The following is an 18,034-nucleotide window of genomic DNA, read 5'->3' on the forward strand; positions in this document are numbered from 1 at the left end:
AACATGCTTGGTGCGGATTGGCGGTGGTCAAACGCGAACCAACGCCATTGTTCGGACTCGCCTTCTCGGATAAACCAAGTCCAACTGATCAATGTTGCAGAGATAAATCTCGGACTTTGTTTCTCTTCCGATAGGCTTGGTTGATAGGCGCTTCAATAAATCGATATGAGGCCAAACCAAATATGGTGGTCAACGCCAAGGCGAAAAAGGCCGTAAAAAGCAGGAACGCAAGACCAGACAGCCCCGTCATCGCTACGGTTTTCATTGATATTTGAATCATTAAATTATGCACTAAATAGATGGAATAACTAGCATTTCCCAAACTCAATAAAAACCAGTGCTTAGCGACGTAACCGTTCCGCTCGAGAAAAACACAGCCTGACACAAGTAACATCCCGGCAACGCCCCAGGTCAGGGGACGTAATATGTTATTGTTGTAGAGGCTGAATCCAGAACTAGTCGAGATGATAATAACAACTCCCAAAACAATAAGCAGCCAAGAGCCTCGGGGCCCCACTAAAATCGAATCGTTTCTGAGGCCGGAGAAAAACGCCCCAAAGGCAGCACCAAATGCAAAATCCAAAATTACGGGACTGCTATAATATTTGAAATAATCATCGAACGGAAATATGAGACCTGAAGCAACTAAAGAAAACAGGAAAAACACAAGAAAAATTAATCTATATTGAGAGTTTCGTATAAACATCAAAATAGAAAATACAAAATAAAAAAACATTTCATAATTCAGTGTCCAGCCTACAGACAGCACCGGCTCCCAAAAGCCCCCACGTTCAAAGGGAATAAAAAACAATGACTTCCAAACATAACTTGGCTGCAACTCCATAACGCCCAAAGGCCGAGCGCCGACGATAAAAAGAGACACGATTAATAATGTCATCATCCAATAAATCGGAACGACTCGCACAACTCTATTCATCAAAAACTTAAAAGGGTCCACGTCCTTATTATAGGTTGTGACGACCATTATAAACCCGCTCAGGACAAAGAATATGTCCACACCGGAAGCACCACCCTCGTATTTTCTAACATCGGGAAAAACACGACCGATCACCGGTATGAAATGATGAAAGAATACCAAAAGCGCGGCGGCGGCTCGCAATACCTGAAGATTCACTATCATTAATACAAAACCTCAAAATACTACAATTCAATTATCATTTTAAAAGGGCGCATAAAAAATATAAAATGAAGCCGATTCTTTGCGTTTTCGCAGATTGCATTCACACCCACTGTAACCGGCAACGAAGATCGCGCAACACTGATATTGAGTAACCCATCGCAACAACACCCGACTGCCCCGCAGTTGGGACAGCGATCGACATCGGAAGGCTTTGAACCGAAACGCGCCTCAAAAGCCGGTTAAGGATACCGAAACTTCAGCCGCCCGAGGCGTATTTTAACACTTGATCGTTTGCTTGGCCTGTGCGATTTAAGAAGAAATTTTAAATGTTGGATAACCCTGTCCGACATTACGCATACTTAAGTTTGTATTTTAAAAATTTGGAGAGTTGTAATGTCCCGCCTTCGTAACGGCTCGACGCTCGCTGGTGCGATATTGGTTACCAGCATCGGCCTTTTTTCCGCAGCTGCCAATGCCCAGACTGTCGAAAACGCACCTGCCGCTGTTCAGGAGCAGACGCCACCCGTTGAAAGCTCCGCGACAAGCGCGCCCGTCAAGGCTGCAGATGAAACCAACGCCGCTTTTCTGGCGCGCGTTCATAGCGCCAATCCGGGCACCGTCGCTCTTTCCGCCGCAGAATTGTTCAAGCAGTCGCCGGCGCCTGGCACGGTCAAGGATCTGATCACCATCGCCTCAAGCACCGATGCGGCAACCGCCGACATCGCAGGAGAAGTCACGAACGGGTTTCCGATCATTGCCGTCTCTACCAGCGCTGCTCAATTCTCCGAACAGCTTTCTGCCATGGTTTTGAATGATTCCAGCCAATTGCCCGTCGTCGTTGCACTGGCTCAGAAGGTCGCCAACAAGGACTTCTCCGAAGTTGTCGGCGAAGGTCTCGCACTTGCTTACTCCACGGCAATGCAGAGGGGCAATACGATACTCGCGGCCGCGATCCAGTTGCAGACAAAGGGTACCGGCGTACCCTCCGACCTGCTGATCGCCTTTAGCGAAAACGTCCAGGGAACGGCTGCCGGCCCGGCTGCACCCGCAGCCGCCGCAGCAGCTGCATCTCCTATCGGCGGCGCCGGTTCCACGCCTGCCAGCGGCAACAGCATCGGCGGCTCAGGTGCTGCGGGTGATACGGGTGGGACGGTACAAGCCGGGGGTGGAGCAGCGCCCGTCGGCGGTGGAGGAAGTGGAACAACAACAACAACAACAACCGGTGCCACCGGCGCCTTGCTGTCCATAACGGTTTCAACCGGCAGCACCAGCACACCAACGAGCACAAGTCCCGTTTGAGCCTGGTTTTGCCATTTCCTCCGGAGATGGCGATCGACTGTTCCACGATGCAACCGAGACTTGGCGGGCATTGCGCCCGCCGGAAAAAGCGAGGCTGACAGTTGTTGCAAAGGCACGATCCTCTGACGATGACCGATTACGATAAGAGCGGACTTACAGCCGACTTTATCGATATCGACGCCGCTCTTGCGATGATCCGCCGGCAATGGCGCATCGTCCTTGCCGCGATTGCCGTCGCCGGGGCAATTGGTCTCGCTTTCGCCGCAACGGCCGTTCCGATCTATTCAGCCTCGGCAACCCTTTTGATTGATCGCAACAACAGCCAGATCGTCGAGCAGCTATCGACAATCGGCGGCGTCATCGAGGACGAAGCCTCCATTCTCAGCCAGGTCGAAGTCCTGCAATCCGAAACAATCGGCCTTGCCGTGGTCGACAGTCTCAATCTGGCGGAAAACCAGGAATTCCGGGCAACGCGGGCATCGCTTCTGAGTTCGATATTCAGCACCGTCCGTTCACTGGTCAATGTTTCGCAATGGTTTTCACCCGTCAAAAAAGAGACTGTCATTGACGATGGAACCCTGAAGAGATCGCTGTCGGACCGTTTGCTCCAGGGCCTCAGCGTCAAGCGCATCGGCCGAACCTACGCGCTGGAACTGACCTATAATTCGACGTCGCCGGTTCTCGCCGCACAGATCGTCAACGCCGTGGCGTCAGCCTATCTGGTGGATAAGCTCAACTCCAAATATGAGGCGACGAAGCGGGCGAGCGACTGGTTGTCTGACCGCATCGCCGAATTGCGCCAGCGCGCTCTTGAAACCGATCTGGCCGTGCAAAAATTTCGGGCCGTGCACAATCTGATCGAGACGGGCACCAGCGGCCTGCTGTCCGACCAGCAACTGGCGGCGTCCAACAGTGCACTGATCCTCGCGCAGTCCGACACGGCGCGAGCGCGGGCGCGCGTGCAGCGCATCGAATATATTCTTGCCACCGATGATGTCGATGCGGTCGTCACCGATATTCTCGACAGCGCGGTTGCAAATGATCTGCGCAAAAAATATCTCGAATCCTCGAAACTCGAAGCGGAAATCACAAGCCGGCTCGGCAGCAACCATGTTCAGGCGGTGCGTCTGCGCAACGAAATGCAGGAATATCGCCGACTGATGTTCCAGGAAATCAGCCGGATCGCGCAAAGTTACAAAAGCGATCTGGAGGTTGCTGAAGCAAGAGAAAAATCGCTCGTGGAGAGCGTCGCCAAGGCCACCAACGTCAGCACCTCCGCCAGCCAGACCCAGGTTCAGCTTCGCGAATTGCAGCGTGAAGCCGAAACCTACAAGAACATGTATCAGACCTTCCTGCAGCGTTATCAGGAAGCGATGCAGCAGCAATCCTTTCCCGTCACAGAAGCACGGGTGATTTCCAAGGCGATGCCGCCATATACGCCGAGCAAGCCAAACAAGACCATGATCCTGGCACTGTTCATGATCATGGGCGCAGCCGCCGGCGGCGGCATCGCCGTGTTCCGCGAATTCCGCGACCGCTTCTTCCGGACCGGGGAACAGGTGCGCGACGTTCTTGGGCTGGAGTTCCTGGGCAACACCCCGCTCGTCCAGACCAAGCCTGGCGCAGACGCAGTGCCGAAGAGGCAAGATGAAGCACCCGCCGCAACACGCCCTTCCAGCGTCGCCCGTTACGCTGTCGACCACCCGCTGTCGTCCTTTGCCGAAACGTTACGCAGCACAAGGCTTGCCATAGATCTTGGCATTGCCACGAAACATGGCGCGCGGGTGGTGGGTGTCGTATCCGCCCTTCCGAGCGAGGGGAAATCGACGATCTCCATCAATCTGGCGCAGCTTCTGGCCGGACAGGGCGCAAGGGTGCTGCTGCTGGATGCCGATATCCGCAATCCCGGCGCCACACGGGCTCTGGCGCGTCACGCCACAGAGGGCTTGCTCGAAGTACTGCTGGAAGGCCGCAATATTCGCGATGCGCTTCTGCATGACGAAAAGACCCGGCTCGCTTTCCTCCCGACCGTCGTCAAGCAACGCGTACCGCATTCCTCCGAACTGTTGACGTCAGCGCAGATGCACAAATTGCTGGCCGAGGCGAGCAGCGTCTTCGACTACATCATTGTCGACCTGCCGCCGCTCGGGCCGGTGGTCGACGCCCGCGCCATGGCCAGCCGGATCGACGGTTTCGTCTTCGTCACCGAATGGGGCAAAACCGCCCGCAGGGCCGTGCGCAATACCATTGAAAACGAAGTCCATATCCGCAAGAAATGCCTCGGCGTCATTCTCAACAAGGTGGATACGGAAAAGCTGAAGCTCTACCGGGCTTACGGCTCTAGCGAATATTATCATTCGCGCTACACCAGATATTACCATGACTAGACGGGACGGCGTGATGCGCCTGCGCAAGGTCTTCGCAGTCGTGCCGGTTCTCATCGTTTCCGTGTTCGTTTTGTCGATCGCGGCACAGGCATTCTCCGAAACGCGACGTTTCTCCGATGTCGTTGCGATGGCAGGAATAGCCGACGACCGCAACGGCCTTGCACCCGATATGTTAGCCCAGGCGGTCGATGGACTTCGTCCCGTCATTACAGAAAAAATCTGCCGTTCAGATATCGTCAAAGCGGGATTGCGACTGGTTCTGGCCGATCTCGATGCGAATGGCAAAGACGTGGCATCTAAGGCCGGGGCGGCGCGTCTTGGTTTTGCCGAAACTTATGTTCGCCACGCGCTCTTCTGTTTTCCGGCAAACGGCGATGTTTGGTTGCGTCTTGCCATGGTTCGTGCGCTGCGCAACGCCTCGCCCCTGGAAATTGCCGTGCTGATGAATTTTTCCCATCTCTACGGGCCGGCCGACGCCAATCTGATACGCGGACGTTTCGTAATGTGGCAACAATTTCCAAAAGAAGCGCTGCCGCAGGCCGAAGCGGCCAGAAACGCAGACACAGCAGTCGTCTGTGGCAGGGAAGGTGAAATTCTACGCTGGACCTTGCGGGATGCCTGTCCGCAAGAGCCAGCGGGTAGCACGAAACGTTCCAAGCCCGTGTCGTGAGGCAAAATATGCGAAGTGGCGGATAGCGCCTTTTCGTTTCCGTCACTGTCGCCGCAAACTTCTTACAAAGCCGAACCCCATGCCACCATTCGAAGCCCAGTCAGAACCGCTGTCCTTCTCGCCGCCGCGACCGGCCGCATTTCAAGATTATTTCCGGGTGGCCGCGATAGTCGCGTTCTGGGCGATATTCCTTCTCGCGCTTCTCAATCGTGGTGCGACCGAGATCGAAAGCCGCATTGTCGTTACCATCGCTATTTATGTCCTGCTGGTGCCTTCCATTCTGCTGTTAGGGCCGCCACAGGGCGGATCCGGCAAAGCGCTGGCAGCCGCCAGCTTTTTGCTCGGAGCACTCATCGTCCAGGCGCTGCTACAGACATCGTCCCTGCCAGGCATCGCCCCGCCCAATCCGGCCTGGGCAACCGCCGCCATGTTCACACAGGCCGTGCCTGCGGCCACAATGTCACTCACTCCGGCGGATGATCAACTCGGCCTTTTGAGCGCTGCCCTGCCCTTCGGGGTCTTCATGGCCGGTCTTGTGATTTTCGATAGTGACGAGCGCGCGGCAAAGGCGCTGCGGTGGTTTGCAATAGCCGGCGGCTGGCTGGCGCTGTGGTCCATCCTGCAATTTCTGCTTTTCCCGGAAATGCTGGGCTTTATTCAGAAACGCTTTTATCTCGGCAGCCTGACCGGTCTTTTCGTCAATCGCAACACAGCCGCGACATTCTTCGGCCTCATCCTTCTCACCCTGGCGGCGCTGCTGCACAAAAGGCTCGTGGCTCCAGACTGGAGAATGATCAGAGCACTGGTGGCCAACCGCCTGACGGTGCCGGATGAGCAGAAACGCCTCATTCGCAAGGCCGCCTTCATCGGCGCTCTCACCACATTTTGCTTTCTCGCCCTGATGTTGACCGGATCGCGCGCGGGGATCATGTCGAGCTTCGCAGCGGTGCTTCTCCTTATTCTTCTCACCGTATTCAACGCTCCCTTGAGAACAGGCCGCAAAGCGGCCGCCTCGCGACGTAAGCGGCGTGGGTTTAAACGCAGGGCAGCACTCATGCTCGCCATCGCCATCGCCCTGTTCTCGCTTTTCGCCAGCCGGGTGGCGCTTCGCATGGAAACGCGTGTGGAAGACGACATGCGCTTCTGCTACATGCCGGGCATCATGCGGGCCATCGCCGACAATTGGCCCTTCGGGTCAGGTCTTGCGAGTTTTGCGGAAACCTATGCGCCCTATCATGCGGCACAATGCGGCGTGGATGCCGTCGTCACCCATGCCCATAATGTCTATGCCGAAGGCCTGCTGACACTCGGCATCGCCTTCCCCTTTTACGCGGCTTTTTTTGTGCTTGCCCAACTGGTTATTTTTATTCGCGGGGCGCGCAGGCGCAAAAGCTATCGTTACGCCTCCCATCTCGGCCTTGCCGGACTATTGCTCGTCATGCTCCATTCGACACTTGATTTTTCGCTGCAGGTGCCCGGCTTCGCCATGGCCTATGCCGCCTTCCTTGCCCCCATCGTCACTCTTTGCCTTCGCCCACCCGGAGTGGAGCGGGACGAACGGCGGCGCAGACAATCTTCAGCCGACCCGGCAATGGCGGGTGTAGTCGGTCAGGATGAGACGTTGAAAACCGCGTTTTAGCAGTCGTGGAGCCGGGACATGGTCCATATTCCGGCGATGCGAAGTAGTTGTAGTAATTGCAGAACCAGATAGGCGCGAGAAATTGGCATGCGGATATTGCAGGTAACATCGCTATTTTCTCCTGACCGGGTCGGCGGCGCGGAGATATTCGTGGAGGACCTTGCACGCGGTCTGGCGGAAAAGGGACACGCGGTTGCGGTGGCTGCAATCTCCCGGAAACAGGAGGCTGTGGAGCTGCGCGATGGTTTCGCCATTCATCGACTAGGACACACCACACCGTTTTTTATCGGCGACTGGGAGCAGCAGCCGGGATGGAAGCGCAAATATTATAAAATCGCCGTGCAACTGGACTCGCGCCTCGTGCGCCGGCTTGCGGCTGTCATTGATGATTTCCGTCCAGACATCGTCAACACCCATTCATTGTCGGAACTGACACCGTTGATCTGGCCGATGATCCGCAAGCGCGGCATTCCGCTCGTTCATTCCCTGCATGATTTCACCAGCATGTGCACCAATGGATCCCTGTATCACGACGGGCATATTTGCGACGGAAGCAGCAAAAAATGCCGCACCTTTTCCTATCTGCACCGTCGTTGCCAATGCGCCGTCGATGCTGTCGCCGGTGTCGGTCGCGATATTGTCGAGCGTCATGTGAAGGCCGGCTTTTTCGCTGATGTGCCCGAAAACCGCCGCGTGGTGATCTGGAACGCCATAACGCCGCCGGCTTCACAGAGTGAGCGCATTCCCCGCAGGCCGGATGAGCCGGTTGTTTTCGGCTATCTCGGCCGCATCGAGGCGCCAAAGGGCGCAGACCTGCTGATGGAGGCCTTGCGGCTTTTACCGACACAGGGTTGGCGGCTGGTCATGGCAGGCCGGGCACCAGGCGGCATCGAAGCCTATCGGCAAAAGTGCGCCGACCTACCCGTCGAATTCCCCGGCTATGTCGATGCCGATAGTTTTTTCGCGGGCATAGATTGCCTTATCGTACCGCCTTTGTGGCCGGAGGCTTTCGGGCGCACTGTCGCGGAGGCCATTCTGCGCGGCGTTCCCGTCATCGGTGCCAATCTCGCCGGGGTTGCAGAACAGATCGGCAGGGACAGACCGGAGCGTCTGTTTACGCCCGGCAATGCCGCTGAACTCGCCGCACGCATGACCCAAGCGATGCGCAACCCCTCGCTTCTCAAAGAGACATCCGAAACTATAGAGCGGATTTCGCAAGGCGTCGCGCCCGAACGGGTGGTTGCGGCCTATGAAACGCTTTATGCGGATCTGCACGACAGCATCCGGTCATAAGCCATGGGATTCCAACGCGAAAACGCGCCCGTTAGACGTCAGATATTATGGAAAAGCCGCGCATAGCTCTCCGCCGCCTTCTGCCATGAATATAACTTGCGGTTTTCGTAACCCGCCCGGCGAAGATCGTCCGCCAGACCCGGTTCCTGGAAAAGCCGGTAAAGTGCAGCGACAAGACTATCCGGGTCGGCGGGATCGAAGGTGAGAGCGCCTTTGCCGGCGATCTCCGGCGTCGCGGAGCGGTTGGAGCAAACGACCGGGCATCCCAATTGCTGCGCTTCCAGAACCGGCAGGCAGAACCCTTCATAGGTCGAAGGCACACAAAGGCAGGCGGCATGGCGATAGAGTTCAGCCAGTTGCCCGTCGTCTATGCCGGAAAGCCGGATCAGCCGCGCCTTCAATTCCGGGTCGTCGAGCACATTGCCGATTTCCTCCACATCGTCGCGGCCGACATGCACGACATGCAAATCCGGCCTTGCCTTGCCAAGCACCGCAAATGCCTTGCCCAGAAGGGTGAAGTTTTTGTTGGAGGTCGCGTTTCCGACCGCCAGTATATAAGGCCCGGCAACGGGCGACGGCCCGTTTACAGCCTCCGGATCAACCTTCAAGGTGCTGTCGGAGTGAATGGTCAGGCTTTTGCTGGCGGCAGAGGGATAAAAGCGCGCCAAATCCCTTCGTGTCGCTTCGGACACGCAAGTGATGCGGTCCGAACCGGCCATCATCAGGCGGAAAATGAAATCGGTCGTCAAGGTCGCCCGCCAGCCGATCTGTTCGGGAATTGTCTTGAAATAAAGATCATGAACGAGCGTGACGCGTCGTTTACCGCCGAGGGGACTTCCAAAAGGATCGGCGTTGAACAGCACATCAATACGGTGCCGGCGGCAAAGTGCAGGCAAGGCCACGGCCTGACGCAGCACATCGAAAACCATGATACGCGGCCGCGGAGTTTCCATCAATTGAAGACGGCTGTCGCGCAGGCTTTCTGGCAGTTGCGCCCGCGTCCAGGGAGAGCGCAGAATATAGTCATCCTGCGTTTGCTCTAAAAGCTGCTCCAGCAGGCTGAAGGTAACGCGGGCGACGCCGGAAGCCTTGCCACCATATTGGCTCGGCATGTTTACGAGAATGCGCATCGGGGGCTTCATGCCGCTTCAGCCAGCAGCGCGGAAACCGCTCTGCAGGTCTCCTCCAGCGAAAAACGCTGGCTTACATCTTCCCGCCCCTTCTGCGCCAGCCTTTCTGCCAGCGCCGGATGCGACAGGATGCACCCGACTGCCGCAGCAAGTGCCGAAGCATCGCCCGGCGGCACGAGAAGGCCCGTCTCACCATCGCGAATGATTTCGGTAACGCCGCCGCCGCGTGTAGCGACAACCGGCCGGCCACACATCATCGCCTCGACCACGACCCGGCCGAATGGTTCAGCAACAATCGAGGTGTGAGCGACCACATCCATCGCTGCCATCAGCTCGGGAACGTCCGAACGGAAGCCGAGGAAGCGGACACGACCATCCAGACCGAGACGGGATGCCTGGTCGCGGATACGCGCCTCATAGGCCTCCTGACCGAACAGCGGTCCGCCGACGATGACGGCCTGAACGCCATCCATGGCCGCAATTGCTTCCAGGAAGATATGCTGCCCCTTCCATTCGCTCAGCCGGCCGAACAACCCGACGACAGGCTCGGGGCCAAGACCCAATTCCGCGCGCAGCCGCGCGGCCTTGCCGGCATCATAAGTGGCGGCCTTTGCGGGGTCGAAGCCATTGTAAACGATGCGGACCTTATCTGCCTCACCGCCAGCTTCGATGAAAGCCCTGCCCGTTTCCTGCGAATTGACCGCAACCACCCTCGCGAAAAGGCGCGCAAATGCCAGCGACGCGCGACGATTGGCAGCGCTGAAGGCTGGATCGGTGACAATATCATGCAAAACCCAGACGAGCGGGCGGCGGCTGAGCTTTGCTGCAAGCGCACAGACAAAAAGCGCCTTTTGCGAATTGGCGCAGATGACGTCGTAGCGTCTCGCCTCTCGGCTCAGTTGCCAGGCGACGGCTACCACGTCGGCTGCTCCACGCAGCATTGAACCAATCGATGAATCACGGCGGATCGACAGCATTTTTTTGCCGGCGGACAACATGATCGGCGGCCGCCCGGAGGCCTCGAGATCATCCGCGGCGGCGCCGCCGCTGAGAAAGCAGGCGCGCCAGGAATGCGGCCCGGCCTTGACCAGATCCGTCAAAAAAAGCTCAGCGCCGCCCTTCTCACCGGTATGGCTGACAAAAAGAGCGGATGTCATGGCGTCACCTGCAGCGTGTCGCAGAACGCAATTGGCAATTGCCCATCATTGCGGGCAAGAACAGGCTGACCGCGAGCAACACCAAAATGATCGGTGACGACAGGCATATCTTCATCATGAGCTTCAGTGTATGAACGACAATGCTTGCTTACGTTTAAAAAAAATGACATTTAAACCTTTATGTGGATCAAAAATCCGGCCCACTTAAAATAAAAGAAAAATATTCTATTTTTGTATTTTAAAATAATTCAAAGAAAAATGCGTGACGTTCAGATTTATACGCTCAGGTTCTTCGCGTTTTTCCCCGGATCTTACGGCAGGGTTATCCTGCGGCCAGACCAGGAGAACGACCGATGACTGCGCTCAAACATAACATATGCATATATAGAACGGGAACGGAAGAGGTGCCGGCATGATCGGCGTAACGCTCGGCATCGTCCCCGGGAACATGCGCGCCCTGGTCCCGGCCTTGAACGCTCTCTCGCCGTTGCGCGCTCGTCTGACCGCGGGACAGGGTGCAACGATCTTCGTGAATGGCGACAGCACAGCCTATGCTGATGCCGGACCGTTCCAGCAATTTGCCATGATGCTTGGCGAACTGCACGATATGAAGGTGGTGGTGTACCGATGGGCCGAATGGCAGACAGATGCGCCCACCGGACCGAAAGCCTATGCCGAACCGGTCACGTTGCGCGCCGGTAATGGCCCGACGCTCACGGTCTATCTCGCCGCACTGCCAGGCGGGACGGCGGCTTACATGCTCGCGGAACAACGGGCGGCAGCGCTGAAAATTCCACGCCCCGACGTATGCATCATGCATCATGGGCACAATATGCAGAGCTTCGAGGCACCCGGCGGCATCCTGAGTTCGGGGCGATCCACCCTGCTCGGGCCGCTGGGCATGACAGAATGGCAATGGCCTGACGCTCCCCAACTCATCACCACCCAAAATCCCTGGCGCGATAACACGGGTTACGACAAAGTCTATCAAGCGATCCTCGATGTCGCCCGGTCTCATCCGAACCTCACGCTGGTGGATACGCATGCGGCATTTGTGGCGAATGGCAAGGACGCGGCGCTTTACCGGGACAATGTTCATCCGAACGATGCCGGCTCTCGGATCATCGCCCGAACCTTGTTCGGTTGTTATCTGGCGTCTGCGCCCGACAGCGGCTTTCAGACCCCTTGCTGGCCGAGGCTTCCCGCCACGAATCTCATCGCCAACGGCGATTTCACCGATTGGTCAGGCTCGGTTCCGACGGGTTGGAGCCTGAACGCGCCGGGTTCTGTTACCAGAGCCGCCGATGTCACCTTTTCTCCCGCCTTCGCCCATAGCCTCGCCCTGCGTGCGAATGGCAACCAGACCGTCGGACTACTGCGCTACTTCCGCAATACCGAAGCGGCAGCGATGATTGGCAAAACCGTTTCATTTGCGGTGCTTTACAAATACTCCGAGGGGCAACGCCCACCCTTTGTTGTCCTGGTTGTGAAAAGCGGAGGCACATCCCGTACGATCAATGCCGCAGCCCTGCAATTTGGCGGAATGAACGCCCTCAGCAATAGTGGCTGGATGTGGGCCGTCGCCAATGAGATCGCCATCGACCCCGACCTTAGCCCCAGCGGTTTCGGCCTATACCTGCAAATCTATCCAGCCTTCGGCACCAGCCCACCAAACTCTAATGAACCGCATTATATCCAGCGGGTAATTGTAACGGAAGGTTCATCGCCGAAAGGCAATCTGAGCGGCTAAAAACACAGAAAATTATCTTGCGCGGCAATGCTGTCAAGACCACTATTCACTGTCATCCCCCTGTAGCCTCGCGGGGATAACGCCCTCAAACAGGGCCACTCCAGGTCCGCCATCGAAAGACAGGCCGCGAATGACCCTAAGCGCAAATGTACTGACATCGCGTCAGTTCCCGTTACCGGGCTTCGTCCTGGCGATGCCGTTTTACCCGTCAAAAACAGTCAATGTTCCCGGCCGTTTTCTGTCCGTCTTTGTTTTTTCGATTGGTTTTTTCATTCAGTGCAATGTCGCGACGAGCAATGTCGGCCTGCGATTTCTCAACATCACCGATATGCTGGTTTTACTGACGCTACCCGCTATCGCCCTGCTCTATATTCGCAGCCTGACCCCGTCGATTATTCTGTTTTATCTACTTCCACTGACGGTCTTTTTCGCGCTTTCGACACTCTTTGCCGACGACCGCGGTGACGGCGAATTCTATACCACTGCGATGACTTATTTTTACGCGGTGTATTTTCTGTTCTTTGCCTACATGATGTTCAAAGAGAACCTTCTCGACATTTTCTGCTGGGGAATTTTCGCCGGCTTTATCGCAGTGACGATTCTTCTGTTTCTGGACATCATCATTCATGACCAACTCGCCTCCGTCGGGCTATCCTTTATGTTCGATGAAGCCGGCGTACGGGAGGCTGCGGCTAAGGGCGAGTTCAATCCGCTACTTTTGCGCTTTGAAAAACCGGGAGGAATTTGGCCCGTCGGCAACACGGCCGGACCGGCATTCGCTCTAGCGAGCGCAGCAGCAGCCTATATTGCTGAGCGTCGCAGACGCCCCGCGCTTTTCGCCGTATTCTTGGTCGTTTACTTGGCCAGCTTTACCCTCACGCTCAACAGGTCGGGAGTGTTTGCGGTACTTGCCATCGGACTCTATTTTTACATCAGAAATTTTTCAATCAGGATGCTGCTCAGCACATATTTCGGTTTGGCCTTATCCGCTCTTGTCATTGCCGCCGTTTTGCCGTTGGGCGCTTTCGACTTCGCAGAGCAAGCTTTTTCGAAACGTTTTTTCGAGGACAACAATAGCAGCAACAACGTACAAGAACGATGGACGACTATCACCGGCGGTTTCCAGGTAATGCTCAATCATCCCTTGGGCATCGGCTTTGCCAGTAGAATTTCTGAGTTGTCGAAGATAACAACGATCGGCACGCCTCATAACGGCTTTCTGGCAACCGCTTATGCATCCGGCATTGGATTTTGCATTCTCAGCGCCTTTGCAACCATCTATGCCGTCTTCCGAAAACGAAAAGTCAGCTTCTTCGCCTACTCAGCGGTTGGGGTCATTATCGGCTACCAGTTCGAAGAGTTGAATTTCAATCCTGTCTTCATGGCGCATGTTGGACTTGCCCTCGCCTATGCTTTCATCGATCTCGATTTCAGGCTTTTCATGAAAAATTCGATGATGCGGATGGCCGCGATGACGCAGAACGTACGCGGCGGCGATGAAGGAAGCTTCACGGATAAATTGGGCGGCCTGAGGCATCCGACCTCCTAGTCAAAAACGTGGACGACAAGCGCTAAGGCGATCAAAATCGTATATTTGAGCGGCGGCCATAGGCTCCAGCCTTAAACCGGCGCGCTAGCCGACCTCGATGATTTCAATCTCCCTGCCACCCAGATTAACCACATCGCCAGCCGTCTTCCCCATCAAAGCCCGCGCCACGGGAGAAACATAGGACATCGATCCCGCAGCAGGGTCGGCCTCATCCTCACCCACGATCCGGAACTGTTGCGTCCGCCCGTCATCGCGGCTGAAGGTTACAAGGCTGCCGAAGGCAACAATGCCATTTGCGGGCGGGCTCGGCATTAGTTGGGCGGTGCGAATGCGCTCCGCGAAATAGCGGACGTCCCGCAGAGGGCTGGCGGAAAGTCGTCGTCTTTCATTGATGTCTTCGACGGTATTGGCCGCCTCGCAGGCCTCACGCGCCAGCCGCAATTGCAGTTCCAGCGCTTTCAGGCCCGCCTCGGTCACCAGATTGGGATGCGGCGAAATCACCCGATCCGGCAGAACGGTTTCGGCTGCGGTTTCGGCACTGTCTTCCTTGGTGAAGGCTACACTCAATCTCGTACTCCATTCCGATGAGATGCCATCTCAGGCATCTCCTTTTCGGTCCAATCCTGCCACCGCATAGTGGAGCGCGGCAAGAGCGGAAACACAGCCACAGGTTCAAAAACGGACGTGAAGGAAGCGGAACTGGCTGGTTGCGACATCGCCCGTTAATCAGATCGACGCTTTTACGCAATCTGTCCCGGCACACACGCACCCCTCATTTCTGGCCCTAACAGGAGGCTTTTTGCCCTGTTAGGATGTTCCGCAGGAGGAGGGAGGAAGCCAACGCTAACGGACAGGAGACAGTTCATGGCCCGGACAGTAGTGAATGCGCTTGGAGACACACTTTATTACAGCGGCAATTCCCAGGGATTTTTTTCCGCCACGGGTTCCGGCCCCCTGCTGACAGGCACTGCCGGCAATGATTCCATGTGGGGCGACAGCTCCGTCAATGTGACGATGGCGGGCGGCACAGGCGACGATATTTATTATCTCTATTCCAGCATCAATCGCGCCGTCGAAAATGCCGGTGAGGGCATCGATACGATCGACACCTGGATGAGCTACACCCTGCCCGAGAATTTCGAGAATCTGCGGGTCACGGGAGACGGCCGTTATGCTTTCGGAAATTCGCTCGACAATATCATCACCGGCGGATCGGGCAGCCAGACGATCGATGGGGGCGCCGGCAACGATGTGCTCATCGGCGGTGGTGGTGCCGATACTTTCGTTTTTACCAGCGGCAACGGCACCGATCTCATCATGGACTTCAGCGCCAACGATACGATCCGGCTGAATGGTTACGGCATCACATCCTTCGATCAACTCGTCAGCAACTCCACCCAACAGGGTGCCGATCTCTGGCTGAACTTCGCAAATGGTGAAGCCGTTGTGCTTGCCGGAACCACTATTGACGACCTTCAGGCAGACCAGTTCGAACTCAGCCTTGACCGGTCATCCCTCACCCAGACCTTTGCCGACGAATTCGACGCGCTTTCTCTGCGCAGCGGCGATCAGGGAACCTGGGACGCCAAATATTGGTGGGCACCGGAAAAGGGAAGTTCGCTGACGACGAATGGCGAGGCGCAATGGTATATCAACCCCGCTTATGCGGGGACATCCGAGGTCAATCCCTTCAGCGTAGAAAACGGCGTGCTGACCATCACCGCCGCTGAAACCCCGCAGTCTATCGCCGCCGAGGTCGAGGGTTACGACTATACGTCTGGCATGCTGAACACCTATTCCTCCTTCAGCCAGACCTATGGTTATTTCGAAATCCGCGCAGATATGCCGACCGATCGGGGCGCATGGCCAGCCTTCTGGCTTCTGCCGGAAGACGGTTCCTGGCCGCCGGAACTGGATATCGTGGAAATGCGCGGCCAGAACCCCAATACGCTGATCATGTCCACCCACTCCAATGCGACGGGCGAACAGACATCGGTAATCAACAATGTCAGCGTGCCGAGCACGGAGGGCTTCCACACCTATGGCGTGCTATGGGACGCGGAACATATCACCTGGTATTTTGACGATGTCGCGGTGGCACAAACGGATACGCCCGACGACATGCATGACCCCATGTATATGCTCGTCAATCTTGCCGTCGGCGGCATGGCGGGAACGCCGTCTGCAGGTGATTTCAGCGATGGCTCGCAGATGATGATCGACTACATCAGGGCCTATTCGCTTTCCGACTGGGCCGCGTAAGTAACGACAACGCCGGCAGTCGCGTCCAGAACTGCCGGCGTTTCAGGCTTCAGCCTATCGGGGCTGCGCCTTGTTGAAGCTCGTTATTCAGCCGCGATCTGCATCCGATCGGCGTGGAGCGACATGAGGCGCCGCGCCTTTTCAAGGCTCGGCGGCTGTTCGGCGCGGTAGCGGCGACCGATTTCCATCATCAGAACGGTATCGGGCAGGAAGGTCAGTTCCGAGAAGATGCTTTCCCATTCGATATCGCCCCAGCCGAGCGGCATATGCAGATCGCCGATGCCAAGCGCGGTATTTTCCTGGTCGAAATACGGCTGGTAAAAGCCCTGCGGCCGGCCAAAGGAATCGTGGACATGCAGATGGCCGGCGACCGGCGCCATGGCGCGAAGCTGCTCGCGGAAATCGAGACCGCGATAGGTGGATTCGATATAGGCATGGCTGAAGTCGATCAGCGCCACGACATTGTCGTGCCCGACGGCCTTCACGGTCGCGGCCACTTCGGCAGGCGTCTGGCGATACTGGCCGGGCTCGGTGGAGAAGATATTCTCAAGCGCGATACGTACGCCGTAGGGCTTGCAGAATTCCGCAAGCTCGAAAAGGGCTTCCCGCTCACGGGTATCGGCATCGGCACGTTCGGCGATCTGGTCCGCACGCAGCGCACCGCCATGCTGAACGAGGATGCCGGCACCAATGCGGTCACACAGAACAGCCAGCGCCTTGGCGGCGTCGATCTGGTAACGGCAGGTCACCGGGTCCATGAAATTGGAGGACACCAGCCCGTGCACGGTGTAGCGGAAATCGAACTGTTTTGCGAGTGACACGAACCGTTCGGCGCGCTCCTCGATGATGCGGCCGCCTGCGATCAAATCGAGGCTGGTCACAGCCAGTTCAACGGTGTCGCAGCCAATATCGGCCAGTGCGCGCAGATCGTTTTCAAGGGTGGCCAGTTCGCCGTCGTCCGAGCCGGCGTTAAAACCGGTACCAATAAGATTGCTCATGTCGTCATCTCCAGGGGTAAAGAAGTTTATGCGAGTTCAGGCAGCCGCGCGGCACGCCGCACCGTGTCGAAAAGGTCCGGGCGGTCGACGTTGACATAGTCTACCCCGGCCAATGCGATCTCATTATGAAGGTCGACATCATCGCCCCCATAATAAACCATGACCTCGAGGCCCGCCGTGCGGCATGCCTCGACAAGGCCGGGCTTGCGCATCTGTTCCGGCGTGATCTCGATAATCGAGGCATGGTGCACCGCCGCCGCCAGAGAGGGCGACTTGGCGATGTCGAGCGTCATCATCTTGCGGAAATCCGGTGCAGCGGCAGCCAGGCCCCGGCGCATTTCCTCGGAAAAGGAGAAAAAGAAGGTATCGCGCACCATGCCGAGGCCACGCACCAGCGCTGCGACCTTGACGGGATCGCAATATTTCAATTCGACATAGACACCGCAGCGGCCGCGCAAATGGCGCAGATAAGCATCGAGTCGGGGTACAATCGCACCCTTGAAGCTTTCACCAAACCAGCCGCCGGCATCCAGCGCATCGATCTCGCTCGACAGGGCGTGGCCGATCGGTCCCGTGCCGTCGGTGGTTCGGTCCAGCGTTTCATCGTGGAAAACATAAAGAACGCCGTCTGCGCTCTCGCGCACGTCAAGCTCGATATAATCGGCCCCATGCAGCAAGGCGAGGTCGGCAGCGGCGAAGGTGTTTTCGGGTGCCAACCGGTTGGCACCGCGATGGGAGACGATTTTGGGCATGAAAGTC

At 56.8% G+C, this 18,034-nt stretch carries 14 protein-coding genes; 8 read left to right on the plus strand and 6 right to left on the minus strand.

What is annotated here, in order from left to right; all coding sequences use genetic code 11:
• Positions 1-88: 88 nt before the first annotated feature.
• Complete coding sequence (locus OK142_RS08590; protein ID WP_498682192.1) at positions 89-1,141, minus strand: acyltransferase family protein; 1,053 nt, start codon at positions 1,139-1,141, stop codon at positions 89-91.
• Positions 1,142-1,534: 393 nt separating this feature from the next.
• Between OK142_RS08590 and OK142_RS08595 the strand changes: the two genes are divergently transcribed.
• From OK142_RS08595 to OK142_RS08615, 5 genes are all read left to right on the plus strand, one after another.
• Positions 1,535-2,440 (plus strand): hypothetical protein, encoded by a 906-nt coding sequence (locus tag OK142_RS08595; protein WP_498682194.1) that lies wholly within the window; start codon positions 1,535-1,537, stop codon positions 2,438-2,440.
• Positions 2,441-2,568: 128 nt separating this feature from the next.
• The gene (locus tag OK142_RS08600; protein WP_498682196.1) at positions 2,569-4,827 is read left to right on the plus strand and encodes a polysaccharide biosynthesis tyrosine autokinase; all 2,259 of its coding nucleotides are present in this window, start codon (positions 2,569-2,571) and stop codon (positions 4,825-4,827) included.
• A 13-nt stretch (positions 4,828-4,840) separates the two neighbouring features.
• Positions 4,841-5,497, plus strand: a complete 657-nt coding sequence (locus OK142_RS08605; protein ID WP_498682197.1) for a hypothetical protein — start codon at positions 4,841-4,843, stop codon at positions 5,495-5,497.
• Between the two features lie 79 nt (positions 5,498-5,576).
• Positions 5,577-7,136 carry an O-antigen ligase family protein gene (locus tag OK142_RS08610; RefSeq protein ID WP_498682199.1) on the plus strand — a complete coding sequence of 520 codons (1,560 nt, stop codon included), beginning with the start codon at positions 5,577-5,579 and terminating at the stop codon, positions 7,134-7,136.
• Positions 7,137-7,223: 87 nt separating this feature from the next.
• The gene (locus OK142_RS08615) at positions 7,224-8,429 is read left to right on the plus strand and encodes a glycosyltransferase family 4 protein (protein WP_498682201.1); all 1,206 of its coding nucleotides are present in this window, start codon (positions 7,224-7,226) and stop codon (positions 8,427-8,429) included.
• A gap of 38 nt (positions 8,430-8,467) precedes the next feature.
• Here OK142_RS08615 and OK142_RS08620 read toward each other — a convergent pair whose 3' ends face one another.
• Both OK142_RS08620 and OK142_RS08625 read right to left on the minus strand, forming a co-directional pair.
• Complete coding sequence (locus OK142_RS08620; protein WP_498682204.1) at positions 8,468-9,559, minus strand: glycosyltransferase family 4 protein; 1,092 nt, start codon at positions 9,557-9,559, stop codon at positions 8,468-8,470.
• 8 nt (positions 9,560-9,567) lie between these two features.
• Positions 9,568-10,716, minus strand: coding sequence for a glycosyltransferase family 4 protein (locus tag OK142_RS08625; protein ID WP_498682206.1), 1,149 nt, complete (start codon positions 10,714-10,716; stop codon positions 9,568-9,570).
• Positions 10,717-11,128: 412 nt separating this feature from the next.
• Between OK142_RS08625 and OK142_RS08630 the strand changes: the two genes are divergently transcribed.
• A complete protein-coding gene (locus OK142_RS08630) occupies positions 11,129-12,466 on the plus strand; it encodes an SGNH/GDSL hydrolase family protein (protein ID WP_498682207.1) in 1,338 nt (445 codons plus the stop codon).
• Between the two features lie 130 nt (positions 12,467-12,596).
• The gene (locus OK142_RS08635; protein ID WP_498682208.1) at positions 12,597-14,015 is read left to right on the plus strand and encodes an O-antigen ligase family protein; all 1,419 of its coding nucleotides are present in this window, start codon (positions 12,597-12,599) and stop codon (positions 14,013-14,015) included.
• Positions 14,016-14,099: 84 nt separating this feature from the next.
• Here the strand turns inward: OK142_RS08635 and greA are convergent, their stop codons facing one another.
• Entirely contained in the window at positions 14,100-14,582 is a 483-nt protein-coding gene (gene greA, locus OK142_RS08640) for a transcription elongation factor GreA (protein WP_216333032.1), read from the minus strand.
• 297 nt (positions 14,583-14,879) lie between these two features.
• On the opposite strand from greA, the gene eglC reads away from it, so the two are divergent.
• Entirely contained in the window at positions 14,880-16,277 is a 1,398-nt protein-coding gene (gene eglC / locus OK142_RS08645; RefSeq protein ID WP_498682210.1) for an endo-1,3-1,4-beta-glycanase EglC, read from the plus strand.
• An 83-nt stretch (positions 16,278-16,360) separates the two neighbouring features.
• Here the strand turns inward: eglC and OK142_RS08650 are convergent, their stop codons facing one another.
• Both OK142_RS08650 and ugpQ read right to left on the minus strand, forming a co-directional pair.
• Positions 16,361-17,275 (minus strand): TIM barrel protein, encoded by a 915-nt coding sequence (locus OK142_RS08650; protein ID WP_498682211.1) that lies wholly within the window; start codon positions 17,273-17,275, stop codon positions 16,361-16,363.
• A gap of 26 nt (positions 17,276-17,301) precedes the next feature.
• Positions 17,302-18,027 (minus strand): glycerophosphodiester phosphodiesterase, encoded by a 726-nt coding sequence (gene ugpQ / locus OK142_RS08655; RefSeq protein WP_498682212.1) that lies wholly within the window; start codon positions 18,025-18,027, stop codon positions 17,302-17,304.
• Between the last annotated feature and the right edge of the window lie 7 nt (positions 18,028-18,034).

The sequence above is a fragment of the Agrobacterium sp. BT-220-3 genome (genome assembly GCF_025910175.1).
Taxonomy (GTDB): Bacteria; Pseudomonadota; Alphaproteobacteria; order Rhizobiales; family Rhizobiaceae; genus Agrobacterium; species Agrobacterium oryzihabitans.

Coding starts and splice junctions, on each gene's coding strand:
- OK142_RS08590 (WP_498682192.1), bottom strand. CDS start 1,141: ATGATAGTGAATCTTCAGGTATTGCGAGCCGCCGCCGCGCTTTTGGTA.
- OK142_RS08595 (WP_498682194.1), top strand. CDS start 1,535: ATGTCCCGCCTTCGTAACGGCTCGACGCTCGCTGGTGCGATATTGGTT.
- OK142_RS08600 (WP_498682196.1), top strand. CDS start 2,569: ATGACCGATTACGATAAGAGCGGACTTACAGCCGACTTTATCGATATC.
- OK142_RS08605 (WP_498682197.1), top strand. CDS start 4,841: ATGCGCCTGCGCAAGGTCTTCGCAGTCGTGCCGGTTCTCATCGTTTCC.
- OK142_RS08610 (WP_498682199.1), top strand. CDS start 5,577: ATGCCACCATTCGAAGCCCAGTCAGAACCGCTGTCCTTCTCGCCGCCG.
- OK142_RS08615 (WP_498682201.1), top strand. CDS start 7,224: ATGCGGATATTGCAGGTAACATCGCTATTTTCTCCTGACCGGGTCGGC.
- OK142_RS08620 (WP_498682204.1), bottom strand. CDS start 9,559: ATGCGCATTCTCGTAAACATGCCGAGCCAATATGGTGGCAAGGCTTCC.
- OK142_RS08625 (WP_498682206.1), bottom strand. CDS start 10,716: ATGACATCCGCTCTTTTTGTCAGCCATACCGGTGAGAAGGGCGGCGCT.
- OK142_RS08630 (WP_498682207.1), top strand. CDS start 11,129: ATGATCGGCGTAACGCTCGGCATCGTCCCCGGGAACATGCGCGCCCTG.
- OK142_RS08635 (WP_498682208.1), top strand. CDS start 12,597: ATGACCCTAAGCGCAAATGTACTGACATCGCGTCAGTTCCCGTTACCG.
- eglC (WP_498682210.1), top strand. CDS start 14,880: ATGGCCCGGACAGTAGTGAATGCGCTTGGAGACACACTTTATTACAGC.
- OK142_RS08650 (WP_498682211.1), bottom strand. CDS start 17,275: ATGAGCAATCTTATTGGTACCGGTTTTAACGCCGGCTCGGACGACGGC.
- ugpQ (WP_498682212.1), bottom strand. CDS start 18,027: ATGCCCAAAATCGTCTCCCATCGCGGTGCCAACCGGTTGGCACCCGAA.